Origin of the sequence: Novosphingobium sp. YAF33, assembly GCF_052113265.1 — a bacterium.
In the GTDB taxonomy this organism is placed as follows: domain Bacteria; phylum Pseudomonadota; class Alphaproteobacteria; order Sphingomonadales; family Sphingomonadaceae; genus Novosphingobium.
The window spans coordinates 41,492-58,651 of sequence record NZ_JBFRCW010000013.1; the positions used below are offsets into that span (position 1 = coordinate 41,492).

17 protein-coding genes are annotated in these 17,160 nt (G+C 61.3%); 6 read left to right on the plus strand and 11 right to left on the minus strand.

Going from position 1 to position 17,160, the window contains the following annotated elements; genetic code table 11:
* Nucleotides 1-6: 6 nt before the first annotated feature.
* Both AB4Z00_RS21755 and AB4Z00_RS21760 read right to left on the minus strand, forming a co-directional pair.
* A complete protein-coding gene (locus AB4Z00_RS21755; RefSeq protein WP_442047214.1) occupies nucleotides 7-774 on the minus strand; it encodes a glucose 1-dehydrogenase in 768 nt (255 codons plus the stop codon).
* A gap of 1 nt (nucleotide 775) precedes the next feature.
* The gene (locus AB4Z00_RS21760) at nucleotides 776-1,765 is read right to left on the minus strand and encodes an aldo/keto reductase (protein ID WP_442047215.1); all 990 of its coding nucleotides are present in this window, start codon (nucleotides 1,763-1,765) and stop codon (nucleotides 776-778) included.
* 453 nt (nucleotides 1,766-2,218) lie between these two features.
* Between AB4Z00_RS21760 and AB4Z00_RS21765 the strand changes: the two genes are divergently transcribed.
* A complete protein-coding gene (locus AB4Z00_RS21765) occupies nucleotides 2,219-2,812 on the plus strand; it encodes a hypothetical protein (RefSeq protein WP_442047263.1) in 594 nt (197 codons plus the stop codon).
* A 108-nt stretch (nucleotides 2,813-2,920) separates the two neighbouring features.
* Here AB4Z00_RS21765 and AB4Z00_RS21770 read toward each other — a convergent pair whose 3' ends face one another.
* From AB4Z00_RS21770 to AB4Z00_RS21780, 3 genes are all read right to left on the minus strand, one after another.
* Nucleotides 2,921-3,925 (minus strand): FecR family protein, encoded by a 1,005-nt coding sequence (locus tag AB4Z00_RS21770; protein ID WP_442047216.1) that lies wholly within the window; start codon nucleotides 3,923-3,925, stop codon nucleotides 2,921-2,923.
* Between the two features lie 79 nt (nucleotides 3,926-4,004).
* The gene (locus tag AB4Z00_RS21775) at nucleotides 4,005-4,520 is read right to left on the minus strand and encodes an RNA polymerase sigma factor (protein ID WP_442047217.1); all 516 of its coding nucleotides are present in this window, start codon (nucleotides 4,518-4,520) and stop codon (nucleotides 4,005-4,007) included.
* A gap of 156 nt (nucleotides 4,521-4,676) precedes the next feature.
* On the minus strand, nucleotides 4,677-5,696 hold the full coding sequence (locus AB4Z00_RS21780; protein WP_442047218.1) for an SDR family oxidoreductase: 1,020 nt from the start codon (nucleotides 5,694-5,696) through the stop codon (nucleotides 4,677-4,679).
* A 51-nt stretch (nucleotides 5,697-5,747) separates the two neighbouring features.
* Here AB4Z00_RS21780 and AB4Z00_RS21785 point away from each other — a divergent pair, with 51 nt between their 5' ends.
* Nucleotides 5,748-6,647, plus strand: a complete 900-nt coding sequence (locus tag AB4Z00_RS21785) for a LysR family transcriptional regulator (RefSeq protein ID WP_442047219.1) — start codon at nucleotides 5,748-5,750, stop codon at nucleotides 6,645-6,647.
* Nucleotides 6,648-7,361: 714 nt separating this feature from the next.
* Here the strand turns inward: AB4Z00_RS21785 and AB4Z00_RS21790 are convergent.
* From AB4Z00_RS21790 to fucP, 6 genes are all read right to left on the minus strand, one after another.
* Entirely contained in the window at nucleotides 7,362-7,613 is a 252-nt protein-coding gene (locus AB4Z00_RS21790; RefSeq protein ID WP_442047220.1) for a helix-turn-helix domain-containing protein, read from the minus strand.
* Between the two features lie 303 nt (nucleotides 7,614-7,916).
* Nucleotides 7,917-9,485, minus strand: a complete 1,569-nt coding sequence (treF, locus tag AB4Z00_RS21795; protein WP_442047221.1) for an alpha,alpha-trehalase TreF — start codon at nucleotides 9,483-9,485, stop codon at nucleotides 7,917-7,919.
* Between the two features lie 84 nt (nucleotides 9,486-9,569).
* Nucleotides 9,570-10,763 (minus strand): tyrosine-type recombinase/integrase, encoded by a 1,194-nt coding sequence (locus tag AB4Z00_RS21800; RefSeq protein WP_442047222.1) that lies wholly within the window; start codon nucleotides 10,761-10,763, stop codon nucleotides 9,570-9,572.
* 131 nt (nucleotides 10,764-10,894) lie between these two features.
* Nucleotides 10,895-11,407: a trehalase family glycosidase gene (locus AB4Z00_RS21805; RefSeq protein ID WP_442047223.1), complete on the minus strand. Its 513-nt coding sequence runs from the start codon at nucleotides 11,405-11,407 to the stop codon at nucleotides 10,895-10,897.
* Nucleotides 11,408-11,537: 130 nt separating this feature from the next.
* Nucleotides 11,538-11,774 (minus strand): hypothetical protein, encoded by a 237-nt coding sequence (locus AB4Z00_RS21810; RefSeq protein WP_314466139.1) that lies wholly within the window; start codon nucleotides 11,772-11,774, stop codon nucleotides 11,538-11,540.
* Between the two features lie 131 nt (nucleotides 11,775-11,905).
* Complete coding sequence (gene fucP, locus AB4Z00_RS21815) at nucleotides 11,906-13,246, minus strand: L-fucose:H+ symporter permease (RefSeq protein ID WP_442047224.1); 1,341 nt, start codon at nucleotides 13,244-13,246, stop codon at nucleotides 11,906-11,908.
* Nucleotides 13,247-13,411: 165 nt separating this feature from the next.
* Here fucP and AB4Z00_RS21820 point away from each other — a divergent pair, with 165 nt between their 5' ends.
* The 4 genes from AB4Z00_RS21820 to AB4Z00_RS21835 are packed head-to-tail and all read left to right on the plus strand — an operon-like array spanning nucleotide 13,412 to nucleotide 17,142.
* Nucleotides 13,412-14,302 (plus strand): amidohydrolase family protein, encoded by an 891-nt coding sequence (locus AB4Z00_RS21820; protein ID WP_442047225.1) that lies wholly within the window; start codon nucleotides 13,412-13,414, stop codon nucleotides 14,300-14,302.
* A gap of 49 nt (nucleotides 14,303-14,351) precedes the next feature.
* Complete coding sequence (locus tag AB4Z00_RS21825) at nucleotides 14,352-15,095, plus strand: SDR family oxidoreductase (protein ID WP_442047226.1); 744 nt, start codon at nucleotides 14,352-14,354, stop codon at nucleotides 15,093-15,095.
* Nucleotides 15,092-16,366 carry an L-fuconate dehydratase gene (locus tag AB4Z00_RS21830; protein ID WP_442047227.1) on the plus strand — a complete coding sequence of 425 codons (1,275 nt, stop codon included), beginning with the start codon at nucleotides 15,092-15,094 and terminating at the stop codon, nucleotides 16,364-16,366. The genes AB4Z00_RS21825 and AB4Z00_RS21830 overlap by 4 nt, the downstream gene beginning before the upstream one ends.
* Nucleotides 16,366-17,142 (plus strand): SDR family oxidoreductase, encoded by a 777-nt coding sequence (locus AB4Z00_RS21835; protein ID WP_442047228.1) that lies wholly within the window; start codon nucleotides 16,366-16,368, stop codon nucleotides 17,140-17,142. Before AB4Z00_RS21830 ends, AB4Z00_RS21835 begins: the two co-directional genes overlap by 1 nt.
* The last annotated feature ends 18 nt before the right edge of the window (nucleotides 17,143-17,160 follow it).

Sequence of the window (17,160 nt, forward strand, 5' to 3'; positions counted from 1 at the left end):
CGCCGATCAATGGGCGACGAAGCCGCCGTCGACCGGCAGCGCGACGCCGAGGACGAAGCTGGAACCGGGGCTGCACAGCCAGAGCACGGCCTGCGCGACCTCATCGGCGTGCCCAAGGCGGCCGATCGGTTGCATCTTCAGGATTTCGGTCATGGCGTCCGATTGACCGTCGAGCATCTCGGCGACCATCGGCGTGTCGATGGTGCCGGGGCACACGGCGTTGATCCGGATACCGCGCGGCGCATATTCGACCGCAGCACTCTTGGTAAGACCGATCACGCCGTGCTTCGACGCGTGATAGGCCGCCCGACCGGGCAGGCCGACAAGTCCGCCGAGCGAGGAGCAATTGACGATCGCGCCGCAGCCCTGCGCGCTCATGGGGCGCAGCTCATGTTTCATGGAGGCCCATACGCGGCGCAAGTTGACGGCATTGACCCGATCGAAGCTTTCCGCAGGCTCGTCGGCAGCATCGCTGGGCGGCACCTGGATGCCCGCGTTGTTGAACGCCATGTCGAGACGGCCGTACTCCGCCACCGCGCGGTCGACAGCGGCGGATACTTGCGCCTCGTCGGCCACGTCGCAGGCGATGCCGACGGCACGATGTCCCGCGTCGCGGAGCTTGGCGGCCTCGGTTTCGGCAAGATCGCCGTCGATATCCACCAGCAGGACAGCAGCGCCCGCACGGGCGAAGGCCTGCGCGGCGGCGAGGCCCATGCCCTTGCACGCGCCGGTGACGAAGGCGACCTGGCCGGAGAAGTCATAATGTACGGCCATGTCAGCGCCCCACCATCGCAGCCTGTGCGGCCGAGTAACGGTCCCCGGCGATGCGGACCTGACTGGATGCAGCCTCCAATGTCTCGACGTCTTCCGTAGAGAGGGCGAGCGTGTCCGCGCCCAGGTTCTCGATGAGCCTGTCCACTTTCGTGGTGCCAGGAATGAGGACGATCGAAGGATGCTTGGCCAGCAGCCAGGCCAGCGCCACTTGTGCGGGGGTTACGCCCCGATCGGCAGCGAAGCGGCGGATGATGTCCACCAGCGCCTGGTTGGCCTTGATGTTCTCCGCCTGGAAGCGCGGGACCGTGCTGCGGAAATCATCGCCGCCGAAGGCCGCATCGGCACCCAGAGCGCCGGTCAGGAAGCCCTTGCCCAACGGGCTGAACGGGACAAGCGAGATGCCCAGTTCCAGAAGCGCCGGAATGACATCACCCTCCGGTCCGCGCCACCACAGCGAATATTCGCTTTGCAATGCGGCCACCGGCTGCACGGCATGCGCGCGGCGTATCGTGCCGACGCCAGCTTCGGACAGACCGAAATGCTTTACCTCCTCGATCAGCGTCCTGACCGCACCCGCGACATCCTCGATCGGCACATCGGGATCGACGCGGTGCTGGTAATAGAGGTCGATCGCCTCGACCCGCAGGCGGGCAAGCGATTCCTCCACCACTTTGCGGATGTGCTCAGGCCGACTGTTGAGCTTGCTCCAGCGATCCGTGTCGCCGGGGGCTGCTTCGAAGCCGAACTTGGTGGCGATGAAGACCTGCCCCTTGAAGGGTGCGAGGGCCTCACCGACCAATTCCTCGTTGAGGCGCGGTCCGTAGACTTCGGCAGTGTCGAAGAAGGTCACGCCCCGTTCCACGGCCTCGCGAATGAGGGCGATCATCTCCTGTCGATCCTTGGGCGGGCCGTAGGACCAGCTCATGCCCATGCAGCCCAGACCGATGGCGGACACGTTTGGGCCGTTTGCGCCCAGTTCACGCTGTTGCATGTTGAATTCCTCTGCTTACAGGTCAGGCGCCGGGCGGAGCGGTGCCTCCTTGTCGGTAATAAAAACACGATCGGACCCGTTGCGTGTCATGAGATCGCCGCCATGCAACGTTGAGATAGTCTCACGTCTCGTTGTGGATTCGGTCGCACTATGCTCGGGAGTGYGGGATGGGAGGGAGTTGACAGGCCAAGCCGCCGCTACAGCCTGATCCCTGAAGTAAATCGGACCGTTCAAGCGCTCCCGGAGCTTCCGGCAATCACTCGGCAGGGGGACCTGACGATGGACCAGTGCGCATGAACCATATTCGTTCCAGTATCCGTGCGGACTCCGCAATTACATTTATTCAAAATTGCCTTGACCATCGATGTCATTATTATACTCCTTGCAGTATAGCTTAGGAGAGGGGCAGGAATGAAGACGTTAGGGCGTTGTATAGCGACATGCGCCATTTTTATGACGGCCGCGGCTCAGGCTCAGGCTCAGGCGCCTTGGCAGCCACCCTCTACCAGCTTGTCTTCATCAGTTGCCGTGGAGAGCAAAACCGCGACGGGTGCTACGTTTCGGCGTAGCGGAACCTCTTTCACCATTACCTTCTGGAACGACCGAACCGTGCACATCACGAGCGGTACGTCTGCTTCAAAGTCAGCAGGGCGCGACCTTGCGATCGTAGGTGTTCCGAAGTTGATCCGCTGGTCCATGTCGGAAAATGATTCCCGGTTTCTGCTGACGACATCGGCGATGCAAATAACGGTCGACAAGAAGTCAGGCGCAGTCGCGATGCTAGGCGAAGATGGTGCGCCGATCATCGCCGAGAGCGATCCACTGACCCAGAAAATGGGCTCTACGCCAGATCTCGACGGTGCCGTGCAACAGCGCTTCCGGCTGGAAGGCTCGCAAGGCATTTACGGTCTCGGCCAGCATCAGACCGGGGTTCTGGACCTTATCGGCACGACCACGCGGCTCCAGCAGGCCAATACCGATGTCGGCGTTCCCGTGCTGGTATCGACGCGCGGCTATGGTCTCTTCTGGAACTGGGAGCGCGGATGACGCTATTGCGACGCGCTCTCAAAACTTTGACGTGTGACGGAGGAAGAACGGGACTGCAGAGGCTGGATTTTTTGTTTTTTTTCGCGCGGGCCGCGTCGGAGCGCGGATTCAGCCGTAAATGAAGATCATGCGGTCGGTCAGGCGAACCGACTTCAGGCTCAGTGATCCCAGCAGTTTGGCGACTGCGCCGACCGGATCGTGAACGTTGAACACACCGCTGACGCGCCGCGCGCGTACCTCTTCGCCGACGACCTGGATGAAGCCCGGATGATAGCGGCCCAGTTCGGCAACGACTTCGGACAGCGGTCGGTTCTCGAACGTCAGGAACCCTTGCGTCCAGGCATCCGCATCGGCGACCTTGCCGGCTTCCAGCGGACCGATACCGCGCTTGCCGTCATACGTGACGCTGTCGCCCTCGCCGATATCGACGGACGTGTCGCCCGGTGCCGGATAGGCCACGCGCACACGGTGCTCGGTGACGCTCACCCGCGTAACGTCATCGACCGCGCGCACCAGGAAGCGCGTTCCCAGTGCCGTCGTGCTGCCACCGTTCGCCTCGACCGTGAACGGGCGGGCGCGATCGGGGGCCACGGCGAAGGCGGCCTCTCCCTTCAGTAATCGGATCATCCGTTGGCCGGGCGTATAGTCGAACGCCACGGCGCTTTGGGTATTGAGAAGGATGCGCGAACCGTCCGGCAGGTCGATCGTGCGCTGCTCGCCCGTCGCGGTCATGGCATCGGCCTGCAGGCGGGTGGGCACGTCATAGACTTTGCCGACGATCAACAAGCAGAGACTGGCGGCCAGTGCGGTCGGTACCCATCGGCGAACGGGAGCGCGCGTGCGCGAAGACGGCATCGGCAAGACGCGGTGGGGAGCCAGCGATTCACGAAGGTCCGGCGCGACCGTCACGCCGCCAAGATCGGACCACACGACTTCCATTTCCGCGAAAGCCTGCGCATGGCGCGGGTCGGCCGCGAGCCAGGCATCCAGTTCCGCCTCGTCGTTCAGCAACCCACTGTCGCGCTCTGCGAACCAGCGCGCCGCCTCGTCGGCGATCTTGTCAGGAATGGTGTCGTCTGCCATCACCAGCGCGGTTCCCTGGGCTTGCGACATGCCATGGCCATGTCGGCGCCTTCAAAAATGAGACGTCCGGCGTGCGCGGATCGGGACTGTTCGCTGCGAAAAAAGAACGTCACGCGTCCGTATCATCCTGAAGTCTGGCATGACAATGCCGCACCGCGATGCGTACGTGCTTCGCTACGGCATTGAGCGTGATGCCCAGCCTTTCCGCTACCTCCTGCGCAGGCAGCCCGTCGATGCGCCGAAGCGTGAAGACCTGACGGCAGCGTAACGGCAACTCCTCCAGAGCTGCCTCAAGCCGTTGCAGCCGCTCCCGATCGACCATCCGGGTTTCGGCGGAAGGGGTATCCGCCGTTACTTCCAATGGCAGTTCGCCGCCGTCGAACAGCTTGCCGTGGCGCGCAGCGGCACGCACATGGTCGGTCGCCAGGTTGGTGGCGAGGCGGTAGAGGAATGCCTTCTTGTTGAGGATAGGCGGATCGTCCTCCACCCGCTGGACGCGGAACCACAGGCTTTGCGTCACATCCTCTGCCGCCGGCGCATTGCCGACGATGCGCTGCGCCAGCCGCAGAAGCGAGCGGCGTTCCGTCAACAGCAGAGGCGTCAAGGCACTGGCGTTCGAGGACATTTCGTGCGCGCTTAGCGATGTTGCGATAAATTCGCAATAAGTCGAGAGCTATCGCGGCTTCGCAGCGTCCGGGAGAGAGGAATTGGCCGTTCTTGCATCATCAAGAGAGCAGCCCAAGCGGCCGCTCGTTAATGACACACGGTTTCCGTTCGAATTTCAGGCTCGTTCCGCGTTGCGTAACCATGTCACCTCGTCGGCAACGGTTTCGTGGATCGGCCGAAAGGAAAGACCGAGATCGTGCTCCGACTTGCGGTGGTCGAAGCGGGTACGATCCGCTTCGCGCAACATGAGACGAACGGTGGCGAGTCCCATGAGGGCAGACTTGCCCATCAATCTGGCCGACAGTTCCTGAAAGCCGGCCACGACCCATAACACGGCGGGAGGTATGGCTCGCTTTGGGGCCGCGATGCCGGTGACCTGCGCATAGCATTGCATAAGATCGCGCATCGCAACATGCCGACCGGCGGCAAGATATCGCTCGCCGCGCCTTCCTTTTTCGGCGGCAATGATCAGGGCGTGCGCAACATCCCGGGCATCGACGAACGCAAAGGTGCCCGGCGGCACGCCCGGCAAGCGGCCGTGCAGGTAGTCGAGTGTGAATTGGCCCGCCGAGGTTGGCCCTAGATCGCCGGGGCCGTGCATCCAGCCGGGCAGGATGAAGCAGGCGAAGAGGTCCGGATAGCGATCGAGCGCTTCTGCCACTGCCCGGTCGGATAGGATTTTGCTGCGATAATAATCGTCAGCATCGGCTTCGTCGCGGATCATCGTCTCGTCGATCAGGCCGCCGCGCGGGCCGTCCAGCACGGCGATCGAACTCGTGTGTATGAACTTTCGCACTCCGGCCTGGTAGGCCGCCTCGATCAGCTGCCGGGTGCCGTCGACATTGATGGCTTGCAGTTCGGCCCAATGCCGGCCGCCGCGGTAGCTTTCGCGAAAGTACGCGGCCGTGTGAAAGACCACATCGCAGCCCTGTAGGGCTGCAGCAAACTGGTCGATCTGCGCCATGTCGCCCTCGATGACCGTCAGCGCCGAGATTTCCTTCTCAGAGGCAAATTGCCGGTGTGCCTTTTCGCGAGATCGGGCGAGAGCTTTCACCTGATACCCTTGCTTCAGCAGGAGGCGAACGAGGTTGCTTCCCAGCAATCCGGTTGCTCCGGTTACGAATGCAGTCGACATGATCGGCGTCCTTGATTGAAAGCGGGATCTGCGACTTAGCGACAGATTGATTTGCGTAGAACGATCACCCATGCAAATCAGCTTTTCATGAATGCAAAACAAAATCTGGATTGGGACGATCTTCGCCTCTTTCTGGCGGTAGTTCGGCGCGGGAGCTTCCTTCAGGCCAGCCGAATTGTCGGCATGGTACCGTCCTCCCTTTCGCGGCGTATGGACCGGCTTGAAGACGCACTGGGCCAAGCTCTGTTGCATCGTGGTTCGGAAGGAGTGAGGCCAACGGCACGAGGACGGCAACTTGTGGCGGTTGCCGAAGCGATGGAGCGGACCCTTGCCCCACAAGTGGGCGTTAGTGACGGGGCCGGCAGCACTGTCACCCTCTCGTCGGGAGAGGGCTTTACACCGATCCTGATCGACGTGATTGCAGAACTTCGTAGCGTGATGCCGGGATGCTGGGTCGAACTATTGACCGATCAGCGCCTGGTCAAAATGGCGAAAGGCGCTGTAGACATAGCGGTCCGCACGGTGCACCTGGGCGAGCCGTCGCTGATATATCGCACGGTGGCGCAGATTCCATTCGGGTTCTACGCCAGTGAAGAGTATTTCCGAACCCTCGGATCGCATCCGCAGATGCATCAAGCAGAACTGATCGATCTTGCCTCGCCCTTAAGCGAAATGGCGGTAATGCGGGCAGTTCGGGCCATGGGTTTCGCCGCCAGGCCGCTCCGTCTATCCTCGTTCGACGCACTCACGATGGCTATCAGAGCTGGAATGGGGGTAGGAGTGTTGCCCTGCATATCCGCCGAAGGTCTTGTCCAGTTGTTCACGCATGTCGAACTGCCGCCGCTTGACGTATATGTCGTGGCACATCCCGATGGGCTTAAAGAGCCTCAGATTAGGCTCGCCTTCGATGTGTGCTGCGATCACATACAACGATCGTTTGCACGATCCTGAAGCTTCACGGAGCAATCAACCGAGGTTTTACGGTCGGACCGCTCCCGGAAAGGGCTGCCGTTCGGCCTATCGCTCTCGAACGGCAGTTCTGTCCCAGCTCCGGTCAGGAGCCGAATGTCCGCTCCAAGGCATGCTGACGTGGTCGGTCTGATCCAACCCTTACAGGGTTTGGCGCTCGCCGTGAGGAATGAATGAGGGCGCCGAGCACTACAACAAAGTCTATGCAATATTTCGGCCAAGGCACCCCGAAAGAAAATAACCTCCGTCGACTCTGTTAGCGCGGCCGGATGCCCATAGCATCCCGCGATCAACACTTTCATTCGCACGCGAAATTGCGCTCGTTGGATGCGATCACACACCCCTCAACTTCCATCCGCGTGGCTCCTATATGGCTCCCAGCCGGAAATTGACCTACTACGCGCCCTGCTGGCTATTTATTAACATACTGATTTTATGAGTTAATATCGTATAATCGCAGCTGTCGGGCGGCCTATCGCAAATATGGAGCGCTAATCTGTTGGCGTTTTGGGTGCCGCAGGTGGCCCCTGGACCATCGACAAGTGGCGACCACCTCCGCTTATTCCGGCTAATCGACAATTCGATAAACTGGGCGCCGCAACAGAGATCCGAGATCAGTTCTCTACGTCCGCTCCGATGGCGATGCGCGCTGTACCTGGTTGCGCCTTCGGAAATTAGGCATCGGCGTCGCCAAGTTCAATTCGCTTGGCTGGTGTTATCGAATGACCGGCGATTGGCCCAGAGCTCAACATCCACAAGCGAATAAAGCACCCGACGGCCAAATTTTTTAAACGGTGGGCCCCCGCCGATCACTCTCAGCTTTTCAAGTGTCCTAGGGGAAAGACGAAGAAACTCTGCCGCTTCAGAATTTGTGAGATATGGGGACGTCGTTGCTGCCATAATTATGGGTGCTCCCGAGCTGAATGACTGCGCAAGGAGGCGCATCATATTAGAAAAATAGATCGTCTAACATGTTCAATGCGGTGCAGGAGTGTGCCTCTCGGGCGAATTTCGTGCGTAAGGTTGGGGGGTGCCCTTATGCCTTAGCTCCCATCGCTTGTTTAAACTCAGACTCGGGCTCGGCGATACTGGAGAAAAGGACTTAGCTGTTCTCTGCACATGGATACAACGGATAGCAGCCGGGCAACCTTCCGGAAAATTGCCCGGTGTCGGCCACGCTCTTGTGAGGCCGCCCGTTATCAGATGCGCCTGTTGGGTGGGTTTGGCAGACATTCCCGCCCGCCGTGCCGATCAGTTTGTGCTGATCGGGTAGCGCTCCAGGATTGCGCTTGCCACGCCGTTGGTCCAGCCAAAGCCGTCCTGGAGCGGATACTCACCGCCGCCGCCGGGCAGACGCTCCTCGACATCGTACTTTTCGAGCATTTTGCCGGTTTCATGGTACGTGACTTCGACCGTCTTGATCCAGCGGGTCGCGATGTTCTGCGCCAGGTCTTTGTGGGCGTAGCGCTCCAGACCCTCGATGGCGACCCATTGAAGGGGAGCCCAGCCGTTCGGAGCGTCCCACTGTTGGCCCGTGCGGAGGTTTGTCGTGCGCAGGCCGCCTGGCGCGATCAGCTTGTCCCGGGTCGTATTTGCAACCGCTCTGGCTTGTCCGGTGGAGGCCATGCCGACGAACAGAGGATAGAGAGTTGCGCTCGACAGGACGGGCGTTGCCTTGCGATCGTACCAGGCCCAATCGGAGTAGCGGGCCTCCTTGCCCAGCCACAGATACCGATCGACGGAGGCTTTGCGTAGATCGGCCCGTTTGACGAATTCGTTAGCGCAGGGCCTGTCGCCCGCTTGCGCACATTGCTTGGCAATGTGCCTCTCCATCGCCCAGAGCAAGGCATTGAGATCGATGGGCACGATCGATGTCGTCTCGATCGTCGAGAGATCCTTTGGATCGGTAAGCCAGCGTGAGCTGAAGTCCCATCCGCTTTCCGCGCCGGCGCGCAGGTTCCGGTACATCTGCTCGGGTGGACGGCCGGATGCTTTTGCTGCGGTTGCGCGATCTTCGGCGAAGGACTCGTCGCGCGGCGTATGGCGATCGTCCCAGTAGCGATTGAGCAGGCTGCCATCCGGCATCGGCATCACGCGGTCACAAGGCTTCTTGGATTTCTGCGCGCAACCTTCGCCGGCCATCCAATAGGCGTATTCCTTGCGCAGTGCCGCAAGACGGCGGGCACGCACCGCGGAGTCAGTTTGCTTCGACAAGTCGAGCATGAGCGCAAAGAACGGCGGCTGTGAACGGCTCAGATAGTAAGTGCGGGTTCCGTTGGGAATATGGCCGAAGCGTTCGATCAGACTGGTGAAGTTGTCGATCATGCTTTCGACAAGATCGTCACGTTTGTCTGCAACGAGGCCGAGCATGGTAAAATAAGAGTCCCAATAGTAGGATTCTCTGAAACGACCGCCTGGAACGATGTAATCATGAGGGAGGTTTATCAGAGATGAGTTTTCTTCTGCGAGAGAACTTTTATCTATACGCGTCAAGGTTGGCCACAGTGACCTTACGTGCTCCCGGATGTTTGAAGGATTTTTGTCATTCACTCCTGGCACAATGAAAAACCGCAGTGCGAAAGCACGCAGCTTGGCTGGTGTGTTCGGCTTTTCGCGATTGTAAGCAGCAACGATGTCTTGAGGGGGAGTTTTCGCGGCGGCATCTGCAAAGGTTTTGCCGTCTTCAAACACATGTTGTTCCTGGATTGCCGAGAAAAGATCACCATACAAATCCGCTGGCGATGGTGACGGCGCGTTACCACACAGCACCAAGCCGAGGAATGCAACGGGAAGGCGAAGGATCTTACGGTTGTTTTTCACGAGGCAATCCTTGGTGTAGCGCAAGTGGTGACCAGCTATGTCGCTGGGTGCGATCGTCGATCTAACAGCTTGGCTTTGCGCCAATTAGGGGTGATATTTTCGATGGTTATTGACCGCCACACTGCGGTTTTTCTCGACGAGGTTGATCGCATCATGAACTTGATTGTCCACTATGTGAACATATCTCATGAAAACATGGATGTCCTTATGACCCGTGAGCGCCATGCCTACTTTCAGGGGAAGTCCTGAGTTCGCGATATCAGTTGCTGCACGATGCCTGACAGCGTGAGTACCGACATGTGTGACTTTCGCTTGTTTTAAGATTCTGCCCCAGGCAGCCCAGTAGGTGGCATAAGGCATACGCCTCTTCTGATCGCCGGGCGCGGGAATGACATAAATGGACGTCGCGCTGAGCTCGGCCTTCTTCAAAAGCTTGTGTGCCTCCACGCTGAGGGGTTTCCAAAGGCGTCCAGTCTTGGTGTCAGGCCAAACGACACGACGAGTGCTGAAGTCGATCCAACTCCATTCAAGAGTGAGGATTTCGGATATCCTAGCGGAAAAAGCGAATTGAAGCCGAGCCGCCAGCAAGACCCCTTCATTTTCCAGACAAAGTTCATGTGCCAAATCAAGATATCGGAATATCCTGGCTAGCTCATCGTCCAGGAGGAGCCGCGTAGATTCTTGAACTGGGAACGGCTTAAAGCCTTTGCAAGGATTTTTACCTTTTTCGAGGTAACCCCAATATTCAGCTTGATTGAACATCTTTTTTAGAGATGTAATGATTACATTGCCAATTCCACGTGAATTATTGAAATCTGCGATGACCTCCTTCATTGCTTCCTTGGATATAGCGTCAATCTTCACATGACCGAGTACAGGTAAAATATGCCTGCGGATTACGGTGTCGTAGGTCGTGTAGGTTGTCCGACGACAACGCTTTGCCACATGGCGATCCATAAACTCAGTAAAGAGCTGCTTGAGGGTGAGGGTCTCGCGGCGATGCTGCTTGTCGAAGAGTGGGTCTCCTCCGGCTCGAACATCCGCCATCCATTTTTGAGCAATGGCCCGCGCTTGTTCTGCGGTAAGTTCGCCGTAAGCGCCGATCGCTGGTTTGCGTCTCCTGCCGTCGGTGGTACGGTACTGTAGCATGAAGGTTTTTCGGCCATTTGGCGCGATCCTGCAAAGGAATCCTGGCAAAACTGAATCGCGGAGCTCGTACTCCGTGGTCTGAGGTTGGGAAGCGTCGAGAGTTCGTCTGTTCAATTTGGCGATTGGCATTTGAGTAGTCCTCACCTGATCCCGAACTCCAGGGGCCGCATAGGGGCTTTCTGGCGGTAACTCGGGGCTTGTTCCATCGAACGCCAGGGAAGTCTAAATCCGATTAAATATCTGATAAATAGATGTTATTCTTACTCAGTCGAACCTTGGCGAACACCGTCATACAGCCTTCCTCCGACCCAGTAATACATCTCGCGGAAACGGCCGCCTGGAACGACGTAGGGCTGTTCGAGATGGATCGCGGAATCTCCCGCGCGCGGGGTTTGTGCGTCTCGGCGAACGAGTTGCGGCCAGAGTGCCTTGATGTGGGCGCGCATCTCGGTCGGCGCGGTGTCGTTTATGCCGGGGACGATGAACTCGGCCAGGACGAAGGCGCGTAGTTCCTGAGGCGTCGTGGGCTTCGCTGCCTCGAACTTGCGCATGATCGTTGCGGGATCAGTGCGGGGCACGGCATCGACGAACGTCTTGCCGTCCTCGAAGATCTTGTTCTCCTGTACGTCCGAGAACAGGGCGCCATACTGGTCTGCAGGCGAAGGCACCGGCGCCGTGTTGGCGCAAAGAGCGACGCAGATACTGGTCACGACAAGCGCGGAAGCCAATCGAAGGCGCAGCGCGGTGCCGCGAGGTGTTGTCTTGTTGCTCATGCCCGGTCCCATCCAGCCTTGCCTGCGTTCAGCAGGCTCAACCGATATACCGGGCCAAAGTGCCCGGTATGTGGCGGAAAACCGGTTTTTCCCGCGCTGGATTTCTATTCGAGGACGGTGTGGAGCAGGCTCAGGCGGCGACGTCAGTGTCGATATCGGGCGCCGCGACGATAGGGGAGCGGCGCAAGGGGGCGTCCTTCGAGCGGCGGATCGCACAGAGCCGGGTCTCGCCGTCCCATAGCTCGGCGTCGCGGGTGGCGGCCTCTCGGTGGGCGAGCATGAGGGCCTCGGGCAAATCGAACGCTTCAAAATGGATGGTTTCGCCAGCCCCGTGTGGCTGTGCGAACTTCAGGGTGTAGATCTTCATTTGCATCCTCCGGGCGCCGGGAACCGTTGCGGTCCTCACTGGCGCCGCGCCTTGTCTGCCCTGTCATTGCCGGCTTGAGAATGCGGGACAATCCGGAAAAGTTCCCAGGGCCAGGAAGTTAACGCCAATTGTCATCCAGGCGAGGGACGGGAAGCTGCGCCCCAGGCAAAGCGCGCCACTGCGGCGAAGCAGAACAGTGGCAGCGCCATCGCCACCTGAAGATCCGCGCGCTCGCTGAGGAGGCCCATCAGCGGCGGGAACACGGCGCCGCCGATCACGGCCATGACGATCAGCGAAGACCCCATCGTGGTGCCCGCACCCAGATCGCGAATGCCCAGCGCAAAGATCGTGGGAAACATGATCGACATGAAGAAGCTGGTAAGCGCCAGGCAGGCAATGGCGGCCACGCCGCTCAGCGACATGGCCAGTGCGACCATGACGATGTTGGCGAGCGCGAAACCCAGGAGCAACCTAGCCGCCGGCACGCGGTGCATCAGGGCGGCGCCCACGAAGCGGCCCGCCATGAACAGCACGAGGCTGCCGGAGAGCAGGAATGCAGCGGTCCGCTCGGGAGTCTGCGGGGCGAGGTGCTTGGTGAAGTCCACGAAGAAACTCCAGATCCCGACTTGCGCGCCGACGTAGAAGAACTGGGCGATCACGGCGCCGAGCAGGAGGCGATTGGCCAGCACGGTGCGCAAGCTGCCGGTGGAGGCACCGGTCAGGGCATCGTTCGGCGCGCTCTCGATTCGCGGCAAGCGAACCCGCGCCAGTCCGGCGGCGAGGATCACGACGAAGCCGGCAAGGCACAAGTAAGGGATCTTGACCATGTCCGCCTCGGTGCCGCGCCAGGCTTCGAGTTGGGCATGAGTCATGGCCGAGAGGTCGGCCGCGCTGTGCTCTACGCCCGAGAAGATGAAGAGCCCGCCCAGGATCGGGGCGACCACGGCGCCAAGCCCGTTGAAGCCCTGCGCCAAAGTGAGCCGCTGCGAGGCGCGCGATGGGTCGCCGAAGCGAGCGACATAGGGGTTTGCCGAAGTTTCTAGAAATGCTGCGCCCGAGGCGATTACGAACAAGGCGAGCAGGAAGGCCCAGTAGCGGTGCACTTCTGCCGCGGGAAAGAACAGCAGCGCGCCCAGCGCGTAGAGGCCAAGCCCTGTCAGCAGTCCCGCCCGGTAGCCAAAGCGCTTGAGAAGGAAGCCGGCAGGGAGCGCCCAGACGAAATAGGCGAGGTAGAACACGAACTGGATGAAACCGGCCTCTCCGCGCGAGAGGGCGAGGGCCTTCTGGAACTGGCGGATGAGGATGTCGTTCAGGTTGTTTGCCAGGGCCCAGGCGAAGAACACGCTCGTTACCAGCACGAAGCCGGGCCAGAACCCCGGAAATACGAAGCGCGAAACGGTGCCGGGTTCTTCCGGTGCAAGTTGCCCCGTCGGTGGAACCGCCGGCAAGTCTGCCGCCAGGATCGTCTCCATTTCCATCCTCTCCGTCCCGTCCTCAGGACTTGTGCTTCGCCGGCCTTTCGCGCGCAACCGTCTTCCACAAAAGATTGACGCTTGCGCTATGCCCGATCGCTCGCTAAATTTTCACATATAGAAGATGCTGTCAAATACGGCAGTGAGAGAGAGGAGCGCCGATCGATGATGTCGGGCCATATCGATGCGCACCAGCATTTCTGGGCCTATGATCCGGGGGCATACCCGTGGATCGAGGCGGGCTCCGGCATCGATCGGGATTTCACTCCCGACCTCATTGCAAACGATCTCACCGCTTGCGGAATCGCGGGCTCCATTGCCGTCCAGGCGCGTCAGAGCGAAGGCGAGACTCGCTGGTTGCTGGACCTGGCCGCGAACCATGCCGCTATCGTGGGCGTGGTGGGCTGGGTTGACCTGACCGCTCCCGATCTTTCCGAACGTCTTGCCGTGCTGGCAGACGAGCCGCGCCTGATCGGTTTTCGCCACCATGTGCAGGACGAGCCCGATCCGGACTTCCTGGAGCGCCCGGATTTCCGGCGCGGCGTGCGGCAGGTTCTGGAAGCCGGTTACGCCTACGACCTTCTCATTCACGCGCCGCAGCTTGACGGCGTTCCGGCCTTTCTCGATGCCGTGGGGCCGGGCCGCATCGTCATCGATCACGGTGCCAAGCCGGGAATTGCGACGGGCGAATGGGAGCCCTGGGCAAGCCGGATCGCCCATGTCGCGCAGGCCTATCCGGTGTTCTGCAAGCTGTCCGGCCTCGTTACCCAGGCGCGCGGACGGGACTGGAGCGAGTTGCAGATGCTGCGCTACATGGAGCATCTGCTAGACTGCTTCGGACCTGGGCGGCTCATCTATGGCTCCGACTGGCCGGTCTGCGAACTGGCCGCCAGTTACCGCGAGGTTCACGCGCTCGCGTTGAAACTCCTGGCGCCGCTCGGCGCGGGGGACCGTGACGCCATCATGGGCGGCAATGCCCGCCGTGCCTATTTCCAGCTTGCCGGTGACGGCGATCTGGCTGCCTGCCGCGAAACGGCCATGGGAACCGGCGCTTGACGTCACGCCCAGCCGGATCGCCCGACACTCCATTCGAACGAGGTACTTGATGAGACTTGCCGGTAAGAGCGCGGTCGTGACCGCTGCGGCAGCAGGGATTGGCCGCGCGATCGCGGAAAGGTTCGTGGCGGAAGGCGCGGCGGTTCATGCCGTCGACCGGGACCGCGAAGGGCTGGCGGACCTTGTGGGCGTGGAGACCCATGTGGTCGACCTCACCGATGCCGGGGCTATCCGGGAACTGGCGCGCGCCACGGGGAGCTGCGACATTCTGGTGAACTGCGCCGGGATCGTCCATCCCGGTACGTTGCTGGACTGCACCGACGAACAATGGACGCAGGCGCTCGATCTCAACGTCACGGCCGCTTTCCGCGTTATCCGCGAGTATCTCCCGGCCATGGTGGACAAGCGAACGGGATCCATCGTCAACATCTCCTCGGTCGCCTCTTCGATCATCGGGGTGCGCAATCGCTTCGCCTACGGCGCCAGCAAGGCGGCGGTGATTGGGCTGACCAAGTCCATCGCGGCCGATTACGTGGAGATGGGAATCCGCTGCAACGCGATCTGTCCCGGCACGGTGGAAAGCCCGTCGCTGGTAGGGCGCATGAAGGCGCAGGCCGAGGCGACCGGCAACTCCTTCGAGGAGACGCGCAGCGCCTTCGCCGCGCGTCAGCCGGTGGGCCGGCTTGGCCGGCCGGAAGAGATCGCCGCGCTGGCGACCTACCTCGCTTCGGACGAAAGCGCGTTCACGACCGGCACCACGGCCGTGATCGACGGCGGATGGACCGTCGAATGAGCCGCATCACCGCCCTGCGCACCGCCGACATTCGCTTCCCGACCAGCCTGGCGCTGGACGGATCGGACGCCATGAACCCCGACCCCGATTATTCGGCGGCCTATGTCATCCTGGAGACCGACGATCTCGATATCGAGGGGCACGGTCTCACGTTCACCATCGGGCGCGGAAACGAGATCTGCGTCGCCGCGATCGAAGCCCTGCGGCCGCTGGTGGTGGGGCTGGAGCTGGACTGGATCAGGGACGATCCGGGCCGGTTCTGGCGTCATGTCACCGGCGACAGCCAGTTGCGCTGGATCGGCCCCGACAAGGGCGCCATGCACATGGCTGCCGGGGCCGTCGTCAATGCGGTGTGGGACTGGTGGGCGAAGGTCGAGGGCAAGCCGCTCTGGCGGCTGATCGGCGAGATGAGCCCCGAGCAGATCGTGCGCGCCATCGACTTCCGCTACATGACCGATTGCATCGGCCCGAAGGAAGCGCTCGAACTGCTGACGCGCAAGGCGCAAGGTAAGGCCCAGCGGGTGGAACGGCTGCTGGAGAGCGGCTTCCCGTGCTACACCACTTCGGCAGGCTGGCTCGGCTATCCCGACGACAAGCTGCGCCGTCTGGCGCAGGAGGCCGTCGATGCAGGCTTCCGGCAGATCAAGCTAAAAGTCGGTCGCGATCTCGAGGACGATATCCGCCGCGTGCGCATCGCGCGTGAGGTGATCGGGCCGGATTGCCGCCTGCTGATCGATGCCAACCAGATATGGGAGCGGCAGCAGGCCATCGATTGGGTCAATGCGCTGGCCTTCGCGAAGCCCTGGTTCATCGAGGAGCCGACCAGTCCTGACGATGTCGAGGCGCACCGGGCCATCCGCGAGGCGATCCACCCGGTTCGTGTCGCCACGGGCGAGATGTGCCAGAACCGCATGCTGTTCAAGCAGTTCATGATGCGCGAGGCCATCGATGTGGTGCAGATCGACAGCTGCCGCATCGGCGGGGTGAACGAGATCCTGGGCGTGCTGCTCATGGCCGCGAAGTACGACCTGCCGGTCTGGCCCCATGCCGGCGGGGTGGGCCTCTGCGAATATGTCCAGCATCTGTCGATGATCGATTACCTCTGCTTCTCGGGCACGATGGAGGACCGAGTGATCGAATATGTCGACCATCTGCACGAGCACTTCGTTGACCCCTGCGTGATCCGGGATGCTGCCTATATGCCGCCGGAGCGTCCGGGCTTCTCCATCGAGATGAAGGCGGAATCGATCGCCCAGTACCGGGTGGACTGATGGACCTGGAACTGAAGGATAAGGTCGTCGTGGTCAGCGGCGGCGGGGCGGGTATCGGCGGCGCGGTGTCGCTGGCCCTCGCGCGCGAAGGCGCCATACCGGCGATCCTGGGGCGCAGTCCCCTGGCCGCCGACTTCGAAGCCGAGCTGCGCGAACTGCAAGGCGATGCGCTGTTCCGGCAAGTCGATGTCACTGACGACGATGCCTGCCGGGACGCGATCGCCGAGATCGCCGCCGACGGCCGCGGGATCCACGGTCTGGTCAACAATGCCGGGGCGAACGACGGGGTGGGGTTGGAGGCCGGAACGCAGGCCTTCATGGCCTCCGTCCACGCCAACCTTGCGCATTACTACGGGCTCGCCCATCACTGCCTGCCGCACTTGCGCGAAAGCCGGGGTGCCATCGTCAACATCTCGTCCAAGACGGCGGTGACCGGGCAGGGGCAGACCAGTGGCTACGTCGCCGCCAAGGCGGCGCAGCTCGGCCTCACGCGCGAATGGGCGGCGGCGCTGCTGGCGGACGGCATTCGCGTGAACGCGGTGCTGCCCGCCGAAGTGATGACGCCGCTCTATGCCCGGTGGATCGAGAGTTTCGAGGATCCCGGCGCCAAGCTGGCGGAGATTTCGGAGCGGGTACCTCTGGGGCGGCGCATGACCATGGCCGGCGAAGTGGCCGACACCGTGGTCTTTCTGCTCTCCGCGCGGGCCAGCCACACGACGGGACAATGGATATTTCCGGACGGCGGCTATACGCACCTCGACCGGCTGTTGACGTGATTATCTTTCGAAGGAGTA

Coding starts and splice junctions, on each gene's coding strand:
- AB4Z00_RS21755 (WP_442047214.1), bottom strand. CDS start 774: ATGGCCGTACATTATGACTTCTCCGGCCAGGTCGCCTTCGTCACCGGC.
- AB4Z00_RS21760 (WP_442047215.1), bottom strand. CDS start 1,765: ATGCAACAGCGTGAACTGGGCGCAAACGGCCCAAACGTGTCCGCCATC.
- AB4Z00_RS21765 (WP_442047263.1), top strand. CDS start 2,219: ATGACGGCCGCGGCTCAGGCTCAGGCTCAGGCGCCTTGGCAGCCACCC.
- AB4Z00_RS21770 (WP_442047216.1), bottom strand. CDS start 3,925: ATGTCGCAAGCCCAGGGAACCGCGCTGGTGATGGCAGACGACACCATT.
- AB4Z00_RS21775 (WP_442047217.1), bottom strand. CDS start 4,520: ATGTCCTCGAACGCCAGTGCCTTGACGCCTCTGCTGTTGACGGAACGC.
- AB4Z00_RS21780 (WP_442047218.1), bottom strand. CDS start 5,696: ATGTCGACTGCATTCGTAACCGGAGCAACCGGATTGCTGGGAAGCAAC.
- AB4Z00_RS21790 (WP_442047220.1), bottom strand. CDS start 7,613: ATGATGCGCCTCCTTGCGCAGTCATTCAGCTCGGGAGCACCCATAATT.
- AB4Z00_RS21800 (WP_442047222.1), bottom strand. CDS start 10,763: ATGCCAATCGCCAAATTGAACAGACGAACTCTCGACGCTTCCCAACCT.
- AB4Z00_RS21805 (WP_442047223.1), bottom strand. CDS start 11,407: ATGAGCAACAAGACAACACCTCGCGGCACCGCGCTGCGCCTTCGATTG.
- AB4Z00_RS21810 (WP_314466139.1), bottom strand. CDS start 11,774: ATGAAGATCTACACCCTGAAGTTCGCACAGCCACACGGGGCTGGCGAA.
- fucP (WP_442047224.1), bottom strand. CDS start 13,246: ATGGAGACGATCCTGGCGGCAGACTTGCCGGCGGTTCCACCGACGGGG.
- AB4Z00_RS21820 (WP_442047225.1), top strand. CDS start 13,412: ATGATGTCGGGCCATATCGATGCGCACCAGCATTTCTGGGCCTATGAT.
- AB4Z00_RS21825 (WP_442047226.1), top strand. CDS start 14,352: ATGAGACTTGCCGGTAAGAGCGCGGTCGTGACCGCTGCGGCAGCAGGG.
- AB4Z00_RS21830 (WP_442047227.1), top strand. CDS start 15,092: ATGAGCCGCATCACCGCCCTGCGCACCGCCGACATTCGCTTCCCGACC.
- AB4Z00_RS21835 (WP_442047228.1), top strand. CDS start 16,366: ATGGACCTGGAACTGAAGGATAAGGTCGTCGTGGTCAGCGGCGGCGGG.